The organism is Methyloversatilis sp. (genome assembly GCF_965284615.1).
Lineage (GTDB): Bacteria > Pseudomonadota > Gammaproteobacteria > Burkholderiales > Rhodocyclaceae > Methyloversatilis.
Genome location: NZ_OZ260098.1, coordinates 3,806,786 through 3,825,210, shown reverse-complemented (window position 1 = coordinate 3,825,210; position 18,425 = coordinate 3,806,786). Strand labels below are relative to the sequence as shown.

Annotated in this window: 15 protein-coding genes; 14 read left to right on the top strand and 1 reads right to left on the bottom strand. The window is 65.6% G+C overall.

Annotated elements, in window-relative coordinates:
- Window positions 1-4: 4 nt before the first annotated feature.
- Window positions 5-880, bottom strand: a complete 876-nt coding sequence (locus ACQ66H_RS18150) for a ThiF family adenylyltransferase (RefSeq protein ID WP_430435182.1) — start codon at window positions 878-880, stop codon at window positions 5-7.
- 110 nt (window positions 881-990) lie between these two features.
- Between ACQ66H_RS18150 and ACQ66H_RS18145 the strand changes: the two genes are divergently transcribed.
- The 14 genes from ACQ66H_RS18145 (at window position 991) to ACQ66H_RS18080 (ending at window position 18,415) form a co-directional block, all read left to right on the top strand.
- Window positions 991-2,220, top strand: coding sequence for an ABC transporter permease (locus ACQ66H_RS18145; RefSeq protein WP_430435181.1), 1,230 nt, complete (start codon window positions 991-993; stop codon window positions 2,218-2,220).
- 5 nt (window positions 2,221-2,225) lie between these two features.
- On the top strand, window positions 2,226-3,437 hold the full coding sequence (locus ACQ66H_RS18140; protein WP_304005855.1) for an ABC transporter permease: 1,212 nt from the start codon (window positions 2,226-2,228) through the stop codon (window positions 3,435-3,437).
- Window positions 3,438-3,521: 84 nt separating this feature from the next.
- The gene (locus ACQ66H_RS18135; RefSeq protein WP_430435180.1) at window positions 3,522-4,148 is read left to right on the top strand and encodes an XrtA/PEP-CTERM system exopolysaccharide export protein; all 627 of its coding nucleotides are present in this window, start codon (window positions 3,522-3,524) and stop codon (window positions 4,146-4,148) included.
- A 42-nt stretch (window positions 4,149-4,190) separates the two neighbouring features.
- Window positions 4,191-5,807 carry an XrtA system polysaccharide chain length determinant gene (locus tag ACQ66H_RS18130; protein ID WP_430435179.1) on the top strand — a complete coding sequence of 539 codons (1,617 nt, stop codon included), beginning with the start codon at window positions 4,191-4,193 and terminating at the stop codon, window positions 5,805-5,807.
- 9 nt (window positions 5,808-5,816) lie between these two features.
- Window positions 5,817-6,803 (top strand): XrtA-associated tyrosine autokinase, encoded by a 987-nt coding sequence (locus tag ACQ66H_RS18125; RefSeq protein ID WP_430435178.1) that lies wholly within the window; start codon window positions 5,817-5,819, stop codon window positions 6,801-6,803.
- A gap of 18 nt (window positions 6,804-6,821) precedes the next feature.
- Window positions 6,822-8,324 (top strand): TIGR03016 family PEP-CTERM system-associated outer membrane protein, encoded by a 1,503-nt coding sequence (locus tag ACQ66H_RS18120; RefSeq protein ID WP_430435177.1) that lies wholly within the window; start codon window positions 6,822-6,824, stop codon window positions 8,322-8,324.
- An 82-nt stretch (window positions 8,325-8,406) separates the two neighbouring features.
- Window positions 8,407-9,525: an XrtA/PEP-CTERM system-associated ATPase gene (locus ACQ66H_RS18115; protein ID WP_020165894.1), complete on the top strand. Its 1,119-nt coding sequence runs from the start codon at window positions 8,407-8,409 to the stop codon at window positions 9,523-9,525.
- Complete coding sequence (gene wecB, locus ACQ66H_RS18110) at window positions 9,522-10,670, top strand: non-hydrolyzing UDP-N-acetylglucosamine 2-epimerase (RefSeq protein WP_430435176.1); 1,149 nt, start codon at window positions 9,522-9,524, stop codon at window positions 10,668-10,670. Before ACQ66H_RS18115 ends, wecB begins: the two co-directional genes overlap by 4 nt.
- A gap of 1 nt (window position 10,671) precedes the next feature.
- Complete coding sequence (locus tag ACQ66H_RS18105) at window positions 10,672-11,526, top strand: XrtA system polysaccharide deacetylase (RefSeq protein ID WP_430435175.1); 855 nt, start codon at window positions 10,672-10,674, stop codon at window positions 11,524-11,526.
- Window positions 11,516-12,571, top strand: coding sequence for a FemAB family XrtA/PEP-CTERM system-associated protein (locus ACQ66H_RS18100; RefSeq protein ID WP_430435174.1), 1,056 nt, complete (start codon window positions 11,516-11,518; stop codon window positions 12,569-12,571). Before ACQ66H_RS18105 ends, ACQ66H_RS18100 begins: the two co-directional genes overlap by 11 nt.
- 5 nt (window positions 12,572-12,576) lie before the next feature.
- A complete protein-coding gene (locus tag ACQ66H_RS18095) occupies window positions 12,577-13,839 on the top strand; it encodes a TIGR03087 family PEP-CTERM/XrtA system glycosyltransferase (RefSeq protein WP_430435173.1) in 1,263 nt (420 codons plus the stop codon).
- Window positions 13,826-15,343, top strand: a complete 1,518-nt coding sequence (xrtA, locus tag ACQ66H_RS18090; protein WP_430435172.1) for an exosortase A — start codon at window positions 13,826-13,828, stop codon at window positions 15,341-15,343. Before ACQ66H_RS18095 ends, xrtA begins: the two co-directional genes overlap by 14 nt.
- Complete coding sequence (locus tag ACQ66H_RS18085; RefSeq protein ID WP_430435171.1) at window positions 15,340-16,488, top strand: TIGR03088 family PEP-CTERM/XrtA system glycosyltransferase; 1,149 nt, start codon at window positions 15,340-15,342, stop codon at window positions 16,486-16,488. The genes xrtA and ACQ66H_RS18085 overlap by 4 nt, the downstream gene beginning before the upstream one ends.
- Window positions 16,489-16,501: 13 nt before the next feature.
- Window positions 16,502-18,415 carry an XrtA/PEP-CTERM system amidotransferase gene (locus ACQ66H_RS18080; protein WP_430435170.1) on the top strand — a complete coding sequence of 638 codons (1,914 nt, stop codon included), beginning with the start codon at window positions 16,502-16,504 and terminating at the stop codon, window positions 18,413-18,415.
- Window positions 18,416-18,425: the final 10 nt, after the last annotated feature.

The window sequence follows — 18,425 nt, the reverse complement described above, 5'->3', positions numbered from 1 at the left end:
GTGTTCAGCGGGCGTTGATCTGTTTCAGCAACTGGCGCCGACCGAGTGCAAGAATGAGCCGCTGCAGCGGGTGCCGGTTTCCACCCGGGCGCCAGGTGCGCACCATCCGGTTGCGGTACGCGTCGAACTGCAACGCCCACGGTGCCGCGCGGACTTCGCCGCGGCCGAGCAGAAGCTTGACCGTTTCCGCCGCGGCGACGCCGGCGCACAGATTGCACCCGATCATCGTTGACGGGCCTTTGCGCGCCGCGAGGTCGATGCGCCAGGGCTCGACCAGATAGGGGCGATGCAGTCCGGCGGGGGCCAGGCCGACCAGGAATCTCAGCGCCTGTTCGGTCTCGTCGTGGCCCTCCAGTTGGAAGTAGTCCTCGAAACTCATGCCGCGCGGCGAGAACACGAGCAATCCGGTGCCCATCCCGAGCGGAGCTGCCGTCACCGCCGGGATGCCCAGGCGATGGCAGGCTGCGAAGGTGGCCTTGCGAGCGGAGAAGGCGAAGAAATCGAGGCCGTCTACATAGACATCGCAGCCTTGCAGGAAGGCGTCCGGCTGCTCCGGTGACACGCCTTCCGGGAAGCTGGTTATGTCCGCCTGCGGATTGATGTCGCGCGCCTGTTCGGCCAGCACCTCGATCTTGGGCCGATCGACCGTGCTCATCATGGCCCCGACCTGCCGGTTGAAATTGTGTACACCGAAGGTGTCGAAATCGGCAATGCGGAATCGTCCGATGCCGAGCCGGGCCAGCGTCAGCAGATGCGCGCCGCCGACACCACCGAGGCCGGCGATGGCGACTGTGCTGCGCCGAAGTCGGGCCTGTTCGGCCTCGGTGAACCAGCCGAGGTTGCGGCTGAAGGCCTCGTCGTAATTGAAAGCAGAGCTCATGGCGTCGCCTTGTATGTCCGTTGGCTGCGGGGCATGCTTCCGGGACATCGGATGGTGAGGTAAAAACTGTTATGCTGGCAATACCTTAGCATCTGAAGTCTTGAATTCGCATGAAGTTTTGGCTGCTCGACCTTTGGCTTGCGATGCGCAGCGTGCTCCGCCAGGGGCGACGCACGCTGATTGCCATCGGCGCGGTGAGCTTCGGTGTGATTGCGATGATCCTGTCGGCCGGGTTCATCGAGTGGTTGATGGAGGGAATGCGCGAATCCACCATCAAGTCGCAACTGGGCCACGTCCAGGTGGTGCGACCCGGGTATGTGGAACGGGGCACCTCCGATCCCTTCGGATTCGTGATCGACGGAGAGGACGCGGCGCAGCGCAAGGTCGAGCAGGGTGCGGGCGTCAAGGTCGTGGCGCCGCGTCTCAGCTTCAACGGCCTCGCCAGCAAGGGCGACAACACGCTGGCCTTCCTCGGCCAGGGCGTCTCGGCAAAGGCGGAGGCGGTGCTGTCGAGTTCGGTCACGATATCGCGCGGGCGCAACCTTTCGCCCGACGGCGTCAATGAAATGATCATGGGGCGGGGGCTGGCAGCCAATCTGGGCGTCACCGTCGGCGACACCGTGGTGCTGATGACGACGACCGCCGCCGGCAACGTCAATGCAGTCGAGGCGCCGGTCGTCGGCATCTTCATCTCCGTCAGCAAGGAATACGATGATTCGGCGTTGCGCATGCCGCTGGCGCTGGCGCAGCAACTGGTGCGGGTGAATGGCGCGCAGCAATGGCTGGTGCTGCTCGACGACACGGACAAGACCGACGCCAAGCTGGCCGAACTGGGCAAGGTGCTGCCGGCCGCGAACTTCGAACTGGTGCCTTGGTATCGCCTGTCCGACTTCTACAACAAGACGCGCGATCTGTTTGCCAGCCAGGTCAACGTCGTGCAGTTCATCATCCTGATGATCATCGTGCTCAGCATTTCCAACACGCTGTCAATGAGCGTGATGGAGCGCGTCAGCGAGATCGGTACCTGCATGGCGCTGGGCCTGACGCGGGCGCGCATACGGCGCATCTTCATGTCGGAGGGCGTAATGCTCGGTCTGGTCGGCGGCGGGCTCGGGGTGGTCATCGGCTGTGCGCTGGCGCTGGCGATCTCGGCGGTCGGCATTCCGCTGCCGCCGCCGCCCGGCATGGAGCAGGGGTTTGACGGCGAGATCCGGCTGACTTTCGGCATCGTCGCCAAGGCACTGGCGATTGCCGTGGTCAGTGCCTTCGTGTCCAGCCTTTACCCTGCCTGGCGAGCGTCGCGCATGAATATCGTCAACGCACTGCGGCAAAGTCGCTGACCGCCATGTTCAAGCTCGCACTTCGCAACATCCTCCGGCAGAAATCGCGGACCGCGATGACGCTGGCCGCCATCATTTTCGGTGTGGCAGGACTGATCCTGAGTGGCGGCTTCGTCGCCGATGTGCTGACGCAGCTGGGCGAAGCGACCATTCACAGCCAGCTCGGTCACGTGCAGGTCTTCCGCAGCGGCTTCTACGAGCAGGGTGCGCGTTCGCCCGAGAAGTTCATGATCGACGACGCCGACAAGGTCGCTGAGTTTGCCGCCCGCATGCCGGAGGCGGATGCGGTGCTGCAGCGCGTCAATTTCACCGGCCTGCTGAACAACGGCAAGGCGGACTGGGCGGTCATGGGTGAGGGCGTGGAGCCGGACAAGGAAAACCGGCTCGGCACCTTCGTCCGGATCACCGCCGGCCGGGCGCTGCGCGACAGTGACACCGGCGGCATCCTGATCGGCGATGGCGTCGCCAAGGCCCTGGCACTGGCGCCGGGCGATACCGTCACGCTCATCATGAACACGGCCGACGGCGCATTGAACACGACGGAATTTGCGGTGGTCGGGGTTTTCCAGAGCTTTTCGAAAGATTTCGACGCCCGTGCCGTAAGGATTCCCATCGCGGCGGCTCGAAATCTGGTTGCGCGTGACGGCTCCAACGCCATCGTGTTGCTGCTGCACCGGACGGCGGACACCTGGCGGGTGAAGGATCTGCTGGTACCCAAGCTGGCGTCGCTGGGGTTCGACATCCGCGACTGGGTACAGCTTTCGGATTTCTATTCGAAGACCGTGGAGCTCTACCGTACCCAGTTCGGCGTGCTGCAATGGATCGTGCTGATCATGGTGCTGCTGAGCGTCTTCAATACTGTAAACATGAGTGTCTTCGAGCGCGTCGGTGAATTCGGAACGCTGATGGCGCTCGGAAATTCGCGAGGATACGTATTCCGGCTCGTGCTCGCCGAAAATGCCCTGCTCGGTCTGACCGGTGCGGCGATCGGCGTGGTGGTGGGGGTGCTCGTTGCGCTGGCGATCAGCGAGGTGGGCATTCCGATGCCGCCGCCGCCGAACTCGAATGTGGGGTACACGGCGTCGATACGTGTGCTGCCCGAAACCGTGCTGCTGGCCTTCACGGTGGGATTGGGCGCGACCGTGGTGGCGGCCTTGCTGCCGGCACGCAAGGTTTCGCGCACGCCCATCGTCGATGCGTTGCGGTACAACATCTGACCGGTCGTGACGCATTAGAGCGCGCGTCCGGATGCGTTGGCTATGATTCGCGGCTTGTCTGGCTGCTGTCCTGTGGAGGATGCAATGTTGAGTTCTGACCGTCTGATGTCCGCACTGCGCGTGCTTGCGCTGCTGCTCGTGCCGCTTGCCTTCACGGCCTGCTCGTCGTCGCCCTATCCGGCCGCGCCGACCCAGGCTTACAGCGACGACTACAACTACATCCTGGGTCCCGGTGACTCGGTGAACATCGTCGTCTGGCGCAACCCCGAAATCTCGTCCACGGTCACCATCCGCCCGGACGGCAAGATCACCGGCACCCTGTTTGAGGATCTGCCGGCTGCCGGCCGCGACCCCACGACGCTTGCGCGCGAGATCGAGCAGGTGTTGTCGAAGTACATCCGTGACCCCATCGTGACGGTCATCGTGGCCGGCGGCATCGGTCCCTACAGCGAGCAGATCCGCGTGATCGGCGAGGCGGCAAAGCCGCAGGCGCTGGCCTACAAGCAGAAGATGACGCTGCTCGACGTGATGATCGCGGTTGGCGGCATCACCGAATTCGCCGATGGCAACGCGGCCACCATCCTGCGCACCTCCGAGGGCGACAAGCAGTACAACGTGCGCCTCAAGGATCTGGTCCGTCGCGGCGACGTGACGGCCAATGTCAACGTCAAGCCGGGCGACATTCTCATCATTCCGCAGAGCTGGTTCTGAGCAGCTCAGTCATGAGGCGTCCGCCGGAAGGATCGTGTAGCTGTGGATGATTTTCTGCGCCAGTTTTCTGGCTATCTCAGGTCGGCGTGGGGCTATCGCTGGATAGGTCTGCTGGTCGCCTGGGTGGTCGGCATCATCGGCATGGGCGTGGTGCTCGTGCTGCCGGACCAGTACCAGGCGTCGGCGAAGATCTATGTCAACACCCAGTCCATTCTGCGTCCTCTGATGTCCGGCCTGGCCGTTCAGCCCAATCTCGACCAGCAGATCAACATGCTGAGCCGCACGCTGATCAGCCGGCCGAACATCGAGAAGCTGATCCGCATGGCTGACCTCGATCTCGAGGCCAAGACCAAGACCGAGCGCGAAAAGCTGATCGACGATCTGATCGCCAGCGTGAAGCTCACCAGTTCCGGCCGCGACAACCTCTACATCGTTTCCTATCGCGATCAGAAGCCGGCGCGGGCTCAGAAGGTGGTGCAGGCCATGGTGACGCTGTTCGTCGAATCGGGCCTCGGCAGCAAGCGACAGGATGCGGATCAGGCGCGCAAGTTCATCGAGGAGCAGATCAAGGCCTACGAGGCCAAGCTTCTGGAGGCGGAAAACCGGCTGAAGGAGTTCAAGCTCAAGAACCTCGAACGACCGGGCGGTGGGCAGAAGGACTACTTCGGCAGCCTTGGCGAGGTGCAGGCTCAGCTCAACCAGGCGCAGCTCGACCTGCGCGAGGCGACCAATTCGCGCGACGCGCTGAAGCGCCAGTTGCTGGGCGAGGAGCCGACCATCAGTGCCGACAGCTCGGCGATGACCTTCGCGCCGTCCGGCCCGGGTGGCCCGTCAACCGCCGAGATCGACATGCGCATCTCCGGCATGAAGAACGAGGTCGAAGGCTTGCTGCAGCGCTACACCGACAAGCACCCGGACATTCTCCAGCTGCGAGCACGGATACGTAACCTCGAGGAAGAGCGCAAGCAGATCATCGAGAAGCACGCGGCCGAAGCGGCCAAGGAGGCGGGAGGCAAGCCGGCGGAGCCCAAGCCCGAGGCGAAGCCGGTGGCCGGCGGCGCGCAGATGCCCAATCCGGTCTATCAGCAGATCAAGGTCGCACTGGCATCGGCCGAGGCCTCGGTCGCGTCGCTGAGCGCGCGCGTCGGGGAGTATCAGACGCGTCTCGACGCATTGAAGCAGTCGTCGCGACTGGTGCCGGAGCTGGAGGCGGAGTTCAGCCAGCTCAACCGCGACTACGAGGTGCATCGGACCAATTACAACAATCTGGTGTCGCGCCGCGAATCGGCCTCGATTTCGGAAGAGATGGACGCGACCGGCGTGGCGGAATTCCGCCTGATCGAGCCGCCGCGTGTCGATCCCAAGCCGGCGGCGCCCAACCGACTCATCCTGCTGACCGTGGTGCTGGCAGCGGCCATCGTCGTCGGTGGTGCGGCATCGTTCGCCGTATCACAACTGCGACCGGTATTCCACGACGGTCGGATGCTGGCCGAAGTGGCCGGCGTACCGGTGCTGGGTTCGGTGTCCATGCTGCTCGCGAACGAGCGCAAGCGTTACGAGCGTCGCCGCAGCGTCGTGTTCTTCGGCGGTCTTGGCGGGCTGGTGGCCGCCTATGTGGCGATGCTGGCTTTCGTGTCGCTCGTGATGCGCAGCGCCTGAGGATAGATCATGAGCATCATCGAACAAGCAATCGAACGAATGGCCCATCTGAAGCGGGCGGGCGTCGATATCGGCGAGGAACCGGCTGCAGCGCCCGAGGCGCCGCCGGCGGCTGCGCCTGCTCCCGCGCCGGCGCCTGCGGCGGTACCTGTCGCCGCGGTGCCGCCGGCGGGCGAAGCCGCCGCGCCGGTGCCGGTGGCGGGCGGAGCCACCATTGATTCATCCCGCTACGTCGAACTCGACCTGGCGCGGCTCGACGGGATGGGTCTGGTCGTGCCGTCGGCACCGCGTTCACAGATCGCCGAAGAATTCCGCGTGATCAAGCGCCCCATTCTGGCCAACGCCCACGGCAAAGGCGCGGCGCCGGTCGATAACGGCAACCTCATCATGGTGACCAGTTCGGTGCCGGGTGAGGGTAAGAGCTTCAATTCGATCAACCTCGCGATGAGCATCGCGATGGAACTGGACAACCGTGTCCTGCTGGTCGATGCCGACGTGGCGCGCCCCTCCATCCTTAACCTGCTCGGCCTGCCGCCGGCCAAGGGCCTGATGGACGTGCTGCTCGACGAGGATGTCGGTCTGCCCGACGTCCTGCTCCGTACCAACGTCGAGAAACTCACGCTGCTGCCGGCCGGCATGCCGCACAAGAACGCCACCGAACTGCTGGCCAGCGGTGCGATGCGTTCGCTGCTGGTCGAACTGGCGCATCGCTATCCCGACCGGATCATCATTTTCGACTCGCCGCCGCTGATGGTGACGACCGAGGCGCCGGTGCTTGCGCAGTCGATGGGCCAGCTGGTGATGGTGGTCGAGGCCGGGCGCACCACGCACGCGATGGTGAAGCAGGCGCTGGCCAAGGTACAGGGCTGCCCGGTCAAGATGCTGGTGCTGAACAAGGCGCGCTATGCCCGTACCGACGGCTATTACGGTTACTACGGTTACGGTTACGGCTATGGCTCCGAAACCGGTTATCGCGACACGGCCAAGGCGGGTTGAATGAGGACAGGACGACCGATGCTTCGCCCGATCTCCCTGGCCATTCTGGGCATTGCCAGCGGTTTCGGTTCGGCTCACGCCGAAGGCTGGCGCCTGTCGACCAGCGCGTCGGTGCAGATGATCGTGTCAGACAACATCAACTTCTCGCCGGTCGCGCCGTCGAGCGACGTGCTGACCGAAGTCACGCCAACCGTCGATCTGCGCCGCAGCAGCCCGCGGTTGAAGCTCAATGCCAATTATTCGCCGCGGCTGATGTATTACGCTGACGATACGTTTCCGTCTCGCATCGCGAACAATATGAGCGCGAACGGGTCGTTCGAGATCGTCAACGACTTGTTCTTCCTCGACGCCAAAGCCAGTCAGACGCAGCGGCGGCGATCGGTGTTCAATGCCCAGCCCAACCTGCTGAACAACACGCTGGGCGATTCGACGGAGACGCGGGTGTTCTCGCTGTCGCCGTCGATGCGCGGTACCGTCCGGCTGGGCGACATCGCGACATGGAAGTCCAGCTACACCATCGCGCGCAGTGAATCGTCGCGCCGCGAGGGCGCGCTGACGAGCCGTACGTTCTCGGGGACGCTGCAGGGCGCTCCGGCGACGTTGAGCTGGAAGGGCGTTCTCAGCTCGCGCGTGACCGATTCGGACAATGCCAACAACAGCGAACGCGAGAGCATCGTCGGTTCGTTGATCTACAAGCCGGATGTCCAGATCGAACTGACCGGCCGTTACGGCTTCGAAAAGTCAACGATAGGCAATCGCCGGGACGGTGCCACCTATGGCGGCGGCGTGGACTGGCGCCCGTCGCAGCGCACGGCACTGTCGCTCGATTACGACGAGCGGCCCTACGGCAGTACCGCCAATTACAAGCTGTCGCATCGTCTGCCCAGGACCGCTTTCAACGCGGCCTATACGCGCAACATCGTGAGCCGGATCGACACCTTGCTCGAAGGTTCGGGCCTGGAAGATCTCTACGAGACGCTGGCCTTCGTCGAGCCCTACGCGAGCATCGCCGATCCGGAAGAGCGGCGCGACGCGATCCGCGCGGACGCGCTGGCCGGGCGCATTCCAGGCTACGGTTCGCTCGATTCGCCCCTCCTGACCGACCGCGAATACCGGCGCTCGCGCTGGTCGGTCGGTGTGGTGCATAACGGCGCCCGCAACACGTTGTCGTTCACGATGTACCAGTTGACCAACGACAGCGGAATCGGCTCTGGCGGCGGCTCCCTCACCGGCGATTTCGCCGAGGCCGCGGTCATCGTCCAGAAGGGCTGGACCATCGGTCTGTCGCACCGGCTCTCGCCGGTCAGTTCGCTGAACTTTTCGCTGAATTCCTTCGACACCAGCGGCCGTGTGAACTCGCGCACGACAACCGAGCGCAACATCTTCAATGCGACATATTCCACAGCGCTTGGGGCCTACACCAGCGGCTCCATTGGTCTGCGCATGATGCGTGGCACAGTCGCCGCCGGCGATGTAGACGAAAATGCACTGATCGCCACGGTGAGTACGCGCTTCTTCTGACGCGGGCGCCGTGATGCGCATGCTGCCGAACCGTGCAGCGCCACCGACGCCCTGAGGGGCGGGTACCCAACGATCGAGATCCATGTACGAGTCCTTCTACGGTCTTTCCGGCAAGCCTTTCCAGCTCAATCCCGATCCGTCCTTCTTCTTCGGCAGCAAGGGCCACCGGCGCGCGCTTGCCTACCTCGAGTACGGTCTGCACCAGAGCGAAGGTTTCATCGTCATCACTGGCGAGATCGGCGCTGGCAAGACCACGCTGGTGCGCAGCCTGCTGCAGAAGCTCGATTCGAAGAAGGTGGTGGCGGCCCAGCTGGTCAGCACCCACCTCGACGCCGAGGACACGCTGCGTCTCGTGGCTGCCGCCTTCGGCCTGCCGAACAAGCAGTTGAAGAAGGCCGACCTGCTGCTGTCGATCGAAATGTTCCTGCTGTCGCTGACCGCTGCCGGCAAGCGCGCACTGCTCATCGTCGACGAGGCGCAGAACCTGACGCCACGCGCGGTCGAGGAACTGCGCATGCTGTCGAACTTCCAGCTCGGCGAGCACGCGCTGCTGCAGAGCTTCCTGGTCGGTCAACCCGAGTTTCGCGAAACGATGCAGAGCCCGCACATGGAGCAGCTGCGTCAGCGGGTGATCGCGTCCTACCACCTCGGGCCGATGGACGCGGCCGAAACCGAGGCCTATATCGAGCACCGCCTGAAGCACGTCGGCTGGCGCGGGTCCCCCGCCTTCCAGGCGGGGGCGCACGAAGCCATCTTCAAGGCGACCGAGGGCGTGCCGCGACGCATCAATACGCTGTGCGACCGCCTGATGCTGGCCGGATTCCTCGGCGGAGCAACCGCCTTCACGGCGCAGGACGTGGCGGGCGTGGTCAGCGAAATCAAGGACGAGGCGGGTGACGCCGCCGCCGCTGCCGCCATGGCCAAGCGACCGGACGGCCCGATGCCGTCCGACACGGCGGCGCACGCTGCTTTCAATGGCGCCGGGCTGCGCGGTTCGCCGGCGCTGTTCGATCTCGACATGTCGCAGTTCCGGCTCGACGCCGACTCGGCGCAGCGGGTGCGCGACTATGTGAACGCGCATCAGGCGGGCAATCTCGAAGAACGCCTGTCACGGATGGAGCGTACGCTCGAACAGACACTGGCCCTGCTGTATGAAATCGCCGAGCGCTCGACCGAGCAGGCGGACAAGGAGGCGGAATGAGCGCTGCCCAGGTGATCGCCCCGGTACTGTGCGTCGTCGGCGCACGGCCGAACTACATGAAGATGGCGCCCATCCTGCGCGCCTTCGACGAGCACGTGCCGACGATACCGTGGGTGCTGGTGCATACCGGCCAGCACTACGATCACGCGATGAACGAGCGCCTGTTCAGCGGGCTTCGTCTGCCGACACCGCACCACAATCTCGAAGTCGGCTCCGGCACGCACGCGGTGCAGACCGCCGAGATCATGAAGCGCTTCGAACCGCTGGTCGATGAACTCAAGCCGTCCTGCGTGCTGGTCGTGGGCGACGTCAATTCGACGCTGGCCTGCGCGCTGGTGGCGGTGAAGAAGCACGTGCCGGTGATCCATGTCGAAGCCGGTCTGCGCAGCGGCGACCGTGCGATGCCGGAGGAGATCAACCGCATCCTGGTCGATCGCATTTCCGACCGTCTTTACACGACCGAGCGCAGCGCGCTCGGCAATCTGACCGGCGAAGGCGTCAACGCCTCATGGGTGCATTTCGCCGGCAACGTGATGATCGATTCGCTGCTGTCCAGCCGCTCGCTGGCGGTGCCGCCAGCGAAAACGTTGGCCGAGCACGATATCGACCCGGCGCTGATTGCGGACGGCCGCTACGGCGTCGTGACGCTGCACCGTCCGAGCAATGTGGACGACCCTGAGCAGCTGAAGCGCCTCGCCGCAATGCTGACGCAGGCGGCCGCGCGGCTGCCGCTGCTGTTCGCGATCCATCCGCGCACCCGTGGCAACCTGGAGAAATTCGGCCTCGGGGCGCTGCTCGACAACCCACGCATCGCGCTGCTGCCGCCGCTGGGCTATCTCGAAATGCTCGGCCTGATGAGTGGCGCGACCGTCATGATCACCGATTCCGGCGGCCTGCAGGAAGAGACGACGGCGCTGTCGGTGCCCTGCCTGACCTTGCGCGAGAACACCGAGCGACCGATCACGGTGGAGCAGGGCACGAACACCGTCATCGGCGCCGATGAGGCGCTTTTCGTGCGCAGCCTGGACGACATTCTCGCCACCGGCGGCAAGCGCGGCCGCGTGCCCGAGTACTGGGACGGCAATGCCGCCCAGCGCATCGCCGCTGACCTGCACGACTGGCTGCTGCAGCGGAGCACGCACTGACATGAGCGCCCGGGCCGATATCCGCAACGCTTTCACCGTCAACGTCGAGGATTACTTCCAGGTGTCGGCGCTGGCGCCCTACATCGAGCGCAGCCGCTGGGATTCGATCGAGTGCCGGGTCGAGCGCAATGTCGAGCGCATCCTTGCGCTGCTGGCTGACAGCGGCAACCAGGCGACCTTCTTCACGCTGGGCTGGATCGCCGAGCGCCATCCGGACATGGTCAGGCGCATCGCCGCCGCCGGGCACGAGGTCGCCAGCCATGGCACCGCTCACCTGCGTGCGACCGAACAATCGCCGGCTGAATTCCTCGACGACATCACGCGTGCCAAGAAGGTGCTGGAAGACATTACCGGTGTCGAGGTGCGCGGCTACCGCGCGCCCAGCTTCTCGATCGGTCAAACCAATCCGTGGGCGCTCGACTGCGTCGCGCAGGCCGGCTACCGCTACAGTTCCAGCATCTACCCGGTCAAGCACGACCACTACGGCATGCCGGACGCGCCGCGCTTCCCGTTCGCGTCGCGCGACGGTCTGATGGAAGTGCCGGTCACCACCGTGCGCATGGGCAGCCGCAACCTGCCGGCAGGCGGCGGCGGCTACTTCCGCCTGCTGCCCTACGCCACCTCGCGCTGGCTGCTGAGCCAGGTGAACAAGCGCGACGGCCGGCCTGCGATGTTCTACTGCCATCCGTGGGAAATCGACGCCGACCAGCCGCGCGTGCAGGGCGTGGACGCCAAGTCGCGCTTCCGCCACTACATCAACCTGCACCGCACCGAGGGCCGTCTTGCCCGCCTGATGCGCGATTTTCGCTGGGGCCGGATGGACGAGGTGTTTCCGGAGATCGCCCGTGCGGCCTGAGGCGGAGTTCATGACTGCAGTCACTGTGCGCGCCCCGGCCGACGCCGATCGCGCGAACTGGAATGCCTTCGTCGAAGCCTGCCCGGCGGCGAGCTTCTTTCACCTGTTCGAGTGGCGCGACATCATGCGCGACGTGTTCGGCCACGCCACGCACTACCTGCTGGCCGAGCGCGGTGGCCGCATCTGCGGCGCGCTGCCGCTGGCCCAGGTGAAGAGCCGGCTGTTCGGCCATTCCCTCGTGTCGCTGCCCTTCGGTGTGTATGGCGGTGTGGCGGCCGATGACGACGAGGCGGCGCTGGCGCTCGAAGCCGAAGCGCAGCGCATCGCGCAGTCGCTCGGTGTCAACCACCTCGAATTCCGCAATGTGAACGCGCGCCACACCGACTGGCCGACCGAAGACCTGTACGTCACCTTCCGCAAGCAGATTTCGCCGGACGTCGAGGAGAACATGAAAGCCATCCCGCGCAAGCAGCGCGCGATGGTGCGCAAGGGCATCAACAACGGCCTGAAGGCGGTGTTCGATGCCGACAACAGCCGCTTCTTCGAACTGTATTCGGACAACGTGCATCGCCACGGCACGCCGGCGATGTCGCGCCGCTACTTCGACACGCTGCGTCGCACCTTCGGCGAGCGCTGTTCGGTCATGACGGTCGAAGGTCCGGACGGCGCGCTGCTCAGCAGCGTGATGAGCTTCTATTTCCGCGACGAAATCCTGCCTTACTACGCGGGCGACGCGGTGGCGGCGCGCGACCTCGCGGCGAACGACTTCAAGTACTGGGAACTGATGCGCCACGCCTGCGAACGCGGCATCCGCGTGTTCGACTATGGCCGCAGCAAGCAGGGCACCGGTTCCTACTCGTTCAAGAAGAACTGGGGCTTCGAACCGACGCCGCTGCATTACGAGTATTGCCTGTACAAGCGCGACAGCCTGCCGCGCAACAACCCGTCGAACCCGAAGTACAAGCTGATGATCGAAGTGTGGCGCCGCATGCCGCGCAGCTTCGCGAACACGATCGGGCCCTTCATCGTCCGCAATCTGGGCTGACCGGCGTGGAGCCGCTGCTCTTCCTCGCCCATCGTCTGCCCTTTCCGCCCAACAAGGGCGACAAGATCCGCTCCTTCCATCTGCTGAAGCATCTGGCGCGCCGCCACGCCCTGCATGTCGGTACCTTCGTCGACGACCCGGCCGACCTGCCGCACCTGCCCGAACTGTCGGCGATGTGCGTGCAGTTGCATACCGAAACCATCGCCCCGCGCAGCCGCAAGCTGCTGTCGCTGCGCGCGCTGGCGACTGGCGAGGCGCTCAGCGTCGTCTACTACCGGTCGGCAGCGATGCAGCGCTGGGTCGATGACACCATCGCTCGTCACGGCATCACGAAGGCCGTCGTGTTCTGCTCGACCATGGCGCAGTACCTCGACCGCCACCCGCAGGTGCACCGTATCGTCGATCTGGTCGATGTCGATTCGGCCAAGTGGTCCGAGTACGCGCCACGTCACCGCTGGCCCATGTCCTGGCTGTACCGGCGCGAAGCGCGCACGCTGCTCGATTTCGAAGCGGGCGTGGTCGCCGCCGCCGACCGCAGCCTGCTGGTCACGCCCGCCGAGGTGGCGCTGTTCGAATCGCTGGCGCCCACGCTGAAGGGGCGCGTCGAGGCGCTGCCCAATGGCGTCGATGTCAACTTCTTCAACCCGGCGAACGCCGGCGCGAACCCCTATGCCTCGGGCGTGAAGCCGGTCGTGTTCACCGGTGCGATGGATTACTGGCCCAATATCGACGCCGCCTGCTGGTTCGCCAACGAGGTGATGCCGCGCATCCACGCCGTCGAACCGGCCGCGCATTTCTTCGTCGTCGGCATGAATCCGGCGCCGGCCGTGCGCGAACTGGAGAAGACCGGCTTCGTCACGGTGACCGGTCGGGTGGACGATGTGCGCCCCTGGGTCGCGCACGCCGCCTGCGCGGTGGCGCCGCTGCGCGTCGCACGCGGCATCCAGAACAAGGTGCTGGAAGCGATGGCGATGGCCCGGCCGGTGGTCGTATGGCATACGCTGTCGGCCAGCCTCGACGCACAGCCGGGGCGCGATTTCCTCGCCGCCGACGCGGCCAGCTACGCCGAGCGCGTGCTGGCATTGTTCGACCCCACTTACGCGCAGGCGACCGGTCTCGCCGCGCGCGCCCGGATCGAGAACGTCTATCGCTGGGACAGCGCGCTGGCCGCGCTCGATGCCTGGCTCGATGCGCCGGCTCCGGCGCGTTCAATCCCACACGGAAGCTCGCCCGATGTACAACCCGACGTCCTCCATGCCCGCGGCTGATACCGGACGCAGTGCTGCGTCCTGGCGGACGGCCGGGCCGGTATTCCTGCTGCTGTTCGCATTGCTGCTGTGGCTCTACTGGGGCACCGCAGCTTCGATGGCGGAAATCTGGTGGCGATCGGAAACCTTCGCGCACGGCCTCATCGTGCCGCCCATCTTCCTCTGGCTGGTGTGGCGCAAGCGGGCGGCGCTGGCGGCGCACGTGCCGCAGCCCAGCGCGTGGGGGCTGGCCGCGCTGGCCGCATCGCTGGCCGGATGGCTGGTGGCCGACGTCGCCGGCGTGCAGGTGGTGCGCCAACTGGCCTTCGTCGCCAGCATTCCGTCGCTGGTCGTCGCCGTGCTCGGCTGGCGCGTCGCCTGGGTCATCGCCTACCCGCTGGCCTTTCTCTTCCTCGGCGTGCCGATGGGCGAGGGCCTGATGGTGCCGCTGATGAACTACACGGCCGACTTCACCGTCGCGTCGCTGCAACTGCTTGGCTTCCCGGTCTATCGTGAAGGCACTTTCTTCGAACTGCCGTCTGGCAGCTGGTCGGTGATCGAGGCCTGCAGCGGGCTCCGTTACCTGATCGCGTCGCTGACCGTCGGTGCCCTGTTCGCTTACCTGAGCTATCGCACGCTGTGGCGCCGTGCCGCCTTCATCGTCGCATCCTTCGTCGTGCCCATCGTCGCCAATGGCTTCCGCGCGCTGATGATCGTGCTGCTCGCGCACTACTCGGACATGAAGCTGGCGACCGGTGTCAACCACATCATCTACGGCTGGGTGTTCTTCGGCGTCATCATGCTGCTGCTGTTCTGGGTCGGTTCGTTCTGGCAGGAGAAGGAAGCCGACGATGTCGCGCCCGGCGCCGGCTCGATCGCGTTGCGGCCGGTCCCGATGCTGCGCACCGCGCTGACGGCGGCTTCGGCGGCGCTCGTGTTGCTGCTGCCGCCGCTCTATGCGGCGCAACTGGCGCAGCGCGAACTGCCGGCATCGCCGCAACTGGCACTGCCGGCCGAACCCGGCGACGGCTGGGCGCTCGATGCCGGACCGGCGCTGACCGACTGGCGGCCCACCTTCCAGAACCCGGACCGCGAGCGCACTGTGCAGTACCGCCGCGGCGACGAGGTCGTGGCCGTTCATCTGGCCTGGTACGGCCGCCAGCGACAGGACGCCGAACTGATCAATTCGCGCAACTTCATGATCCGGCAGGAGCACGACGTGTGGTCCAACGTCGGCGAGCGCGTGGTCGATACGCCGGCGCATCCGGTGCGGGAGACGCGCCTGCGCTCGACCGCGCTGCGCCTGCTGATTCACGACTGGTTCGTCGTCGGCGGTGAGCCCACCGTCAGCAGCGTGCGCGCCAAGCTCATGTTCGCCCGATCGCTGTTGCTGGACGGCGAGGACAGCGGCTACGCCGTGGTGCTGTGGACGCCGCAGCAGGGTGAGGATCCGGCGGCGCGCGCGCGGCTGGCCGCATTCGCCGCCGTGATCGAGCCGCATCTGGGCAAGGCGACCGCGCCGTGAAGCGCGTCGTTCACGTGGTGCATCACTTCGGCACCGGCGGCATGGAGAACGGGATGGTGAACCTGTTCAACAACTTTCCGCCCGGTGACTTCGAGCACCACGTGGTCTGTCTGCAGGGCCACTCGCACTTCGTCGAGCGCATCCGCGACGGCCGGGTCACCTTCCACGACGTGAAGAAGGCGCCGGGCAAGGACCCGGCGCACTACCTGCGGCTGTGGAGGATGCTGCGCGCGCTGCGTCCCGACATCCTGCACACGCGCAATCTGTCGGCGCTGGAAGCGGTGCTGATCGGCTGGCTGGCCGGCGTGCCGGTGCGCATCCACGGCGAGCACGGGCGCGACGTGTTCGACCTCGACGGCAGCAACGCGCGCTACAACCGGTTGCGCCGGCTGGTGCGTCCTTTCGTCCACCGCTATCTGACGGTCAGCCGCGACCTGCAGAGCTGGCTGCGCGACGCCATCGGCGTCAACGCGGCGCGCGTCACGCAGATCTACAACGGCGTGGACAAGCAGCGCTTCACGCCGCGGACCGACGCGAGTCGCAGCGTGCTGCCGGAGTCCTTCCGTGGCGACGCCTTCGTGATCGGAAGTGTCGGTCGCATGGTTGGTGTGAAGGATTACCCGACCCTGGTGCGCGCCTTCATCGACGCCGCGCGGCGGCCGGGTGGCGAGCGCCTGCGCCTGGTCATCGTCGGCGACGGCGGCGAACGCGCCGGCTGTCAGGCGCTGCTGGATGAAGCCGGTCTGGCCGATCGCGCCTGGCTCACCGGCGAGCGCAAGGACATTCCCCAACTGATGCAGGCCTTTGACCTGTTCGTGCTGCCCTCGCTGGGCGAAGGCATTTCCAACACCATCCTCGAGGCGATGGCCTGCGGTCTGCCCATCGTGTCCACCGCCGTCGGCGGCACGCCGGAACTGGTGGACGACGGCATCAACGGTCGGCTGTTCGTGCCCGGCGATGTCGCGGCGCTGTCGGCCTGCGTGCAGGAATACGCATCCGATGCGGCGCTGCGGGATGCGCACGGAAGTGCATCACGGCAGAAAATCGAGGCCTCCTTTAGCATCGAAGCCATGGTTGCCGCGTATCGCGACGCCTATCTTGCGTTGTCCGCGAAGCAAGGTCGCCCGGACGGCTCCACTACCTGACAGGATTTCCCGCATGTGCGGTTTCGTTGGCATTTTCGACACGCGCAACCGGCGTGATGTAGGTCGCGACGTGCTGCACCGGATGAACGAGGCGCAGCATCACCGCGGTCCGGACGAGGGCGATCTGCACCTCGAGCCCGGCGTCGGTCTCGGTCACCGCCGGCTGTCCATCATCGACGTGGCGAGCGGCCAGCAGCCGCTGGCCAACGAGGACGGTTCGGTCATCGTCGTGTTCAACGGCGAGATCTACAACTTCCAGTCGCTGATTCCGGAACTGACCGCGCTCGGTCACACCTTCCGCACGCGCAGCGATACCGAAGTGATCGTGCACGCCTGGGAGCAGTGGGGCGAAGCCTGCGTCGAGCGTTTCCGCGGCATGTTCGCGTTCGCCCTTTTCGATCGCAATCAGGACGTGCTTTTCCTGGCGCGCGACCGCCTCGGCGTGAAGCCACTGTTCTATTCGCTGCTGCCCGACGGCCAGCTCATCTTCGGTTCGGAACTGAAGGCGCTGACCGCGCACGGCGGCCTGAACCTTGATCTCGATCCGCTGGCGGTCGAAGAATATTTCGCGCTTGGCTACGTCGCCGACCCGCGCACCATCTACCGGCATGCTTTCAAGCTGGAGCCGGCGCACAGCCTGCGCATCCGCCGCGGTGAAACACCGCCGGCGCCGCGCCGCTACTGGGACGTCAACTTCGGCCATGTCGAGGCGATCGACGAAGTGCAGGCTGAAGAGGAGCTGATCCGCCGGCTGCGCGAATCGGTCAGCCTGCGCATGATTTCCGAAGTGCCGCTGGGCGCCTTCCTGTCCGGTGGTGTCGATTCGTCGGCCGTGGTGGCGATGATGGCGCAGTCCTCCGAGTCGCCGGTGAATACCTGTGCCATCGCCTTCGATGATCCGGCTTTCGACGAATCGAAGTTCGCCCAGCAGGTGGCCGACCGCTACCGCACCAACCACCGCGTCGAAATGGTGGCCTCCGACGATTTCGACCTGATCGATACGCTGGCCTGGCTGTACGACGAGCCCTACGCCGACAGCTCGGCGCTGCCGACCTACCGTGTGTGCCAGCTGGCGCGCAAGCACGTGACCGTGGCGCTGTCAGGCGACGGCGGCGACGAAAGCTTCGGCGGCTACCGCCGCTACCGCATGCACCTGATGGAAGAGCGTCTGCGTTCGCGACTGCCGCTGGGCGTGCGCAAGCCGCTGTTCGGCACACTGGGCCAGATCTACCCGAAGGCGGACTGGGCGCCGCGTGTGTTCCGCGCCAAGAGCACCTTCGAATCGCTGGCGCGCACCTCGGTGGAAGCCTATTTCCACTCGGTGTCCATTCTGCGCGACCCGATGCGCGCGCAGCTGTTCAGCCCGCGGATGAAGGCTGCGCTCGGCGGCTACAACGCGGTCGAGGTGTTCCACCGTCACGCTGCGCGCCATACCTCGGACGAACCGCTGTCGCTGGTGCAGTACCTCGACCTGAACACCTATCTGGTCGGCGACATCAACACCAAGGTGGACCGCGCCAGCATGGCGCACTCGCTGGAAGTGCGCGAACCGCTGATGGACCACCCGCTGGTCGAATGGCTGGCCACGCTGCCCGCTACGCTGAAGATACGCGGGCAGGAAGGCAAGTACCTGCTGAAGAAATCGCTCGAACCGCACCTGCCGCACGACATCATGTACCGGCCGAAAATGGGCTTTTCGGTGCCGCTGGCACGCTGGTTCCGCGGCCCGCTGAAACAGCGTGTGCGCGACGCCGTACTCGGCAGTCGCCTGGCCGACACCGGCTGGTTCAACCGCCCCTATCTCGAACATCTGGTCAACGCGCACCAGTCCGGCCTGCGCGACTACAGCGCGTCGCTGTGGACCCTGCTCATGTTCGACGCCTTCCTGCGCAACCAGGAAGCGTCGGCCATCCGCGCCGCCGCCTGAAAGAGACACC

Bases quoted from the DNA above. Each gene is read 5' to 3' on its own strand.
- ACQ66H_RS18150 (WP_430435182.1), bottom strand. From the start codon at position 880: ATGAGCTCTGCTTTCAATTACGACGAGGCCTTCAGCCGCAACCTCGGC.
- ACQ66H_RS18145 (WP_430435181.1), top strand. From the start codon at position 991: ATGAAGTTTTGGCTGCTCGACCTTTGGCTTGCGATGCGCAGCGTGCTC.
- ACQ66H_RS18140 (WP_304005855.1), top strand. From the start codon at position 2,226: ATGTTCAAGCTCGCACTTCGCAACATCCTCCGGCAGAAATCGCGGACC.
- ACQ66H_RS18135 (WP_430435180.1), top strand. From the start codon at position 3,522: ATGTTGAGTTCTGACCGTCTGATGTCCGCACTGCGCGTGCTTGCGCTG.
- ACQ66H_RS18125 (WP_430435178.1), top strand. From the start codon at position 5,817: ATGAGCATCATCGAACAAGCAATCGAACGAATGGCCCATCTGAAGCGG.
- ACQ66H_RS18120 (WP_430435177.1), top strand. From the start codon at position 6,822: ATGCTTCGCCCGATCTCCCTGGCCATTCTGGGCATTGCCAGCGGTTTC.
- ACQ66H_RS18115 (WP_020165894.1), top strand. From the start codon at position 8,407: ATGTACGAGTCCTTCTACGGTCTTTCCGGCAAGCCTTTCCAGCTCAAT.
- wecB (WP_430435176.1), top strand. From the start codon at position 9,522: ATGAGCGCTGCCCAGGTGATCGCCCCGGTACTGTGCGTCGTCGGCGCA.
- ACQ66H_RS18105 (WP_430435175.1), top strand. From the start codon at position 10,672: ATGAGCGCCCGGGCCGATATCCGCAACGCTTTCACCGTCAACGTCGAG.
- xrtA (WP_430435172.1), top strand. From the start codon at position 13,826: ATGCCCGCGGCTGATACCGGACGCAGTGCTGCGTCCTGGCGGACGGCC.
- ACQ66H_RS18080 (WP_430435170.1), top strand. From the start codon at position 16,502: ATGTGCGGTTTCGTTGGCATTTTCGACACGCGCAACCGGCGTGATGTA.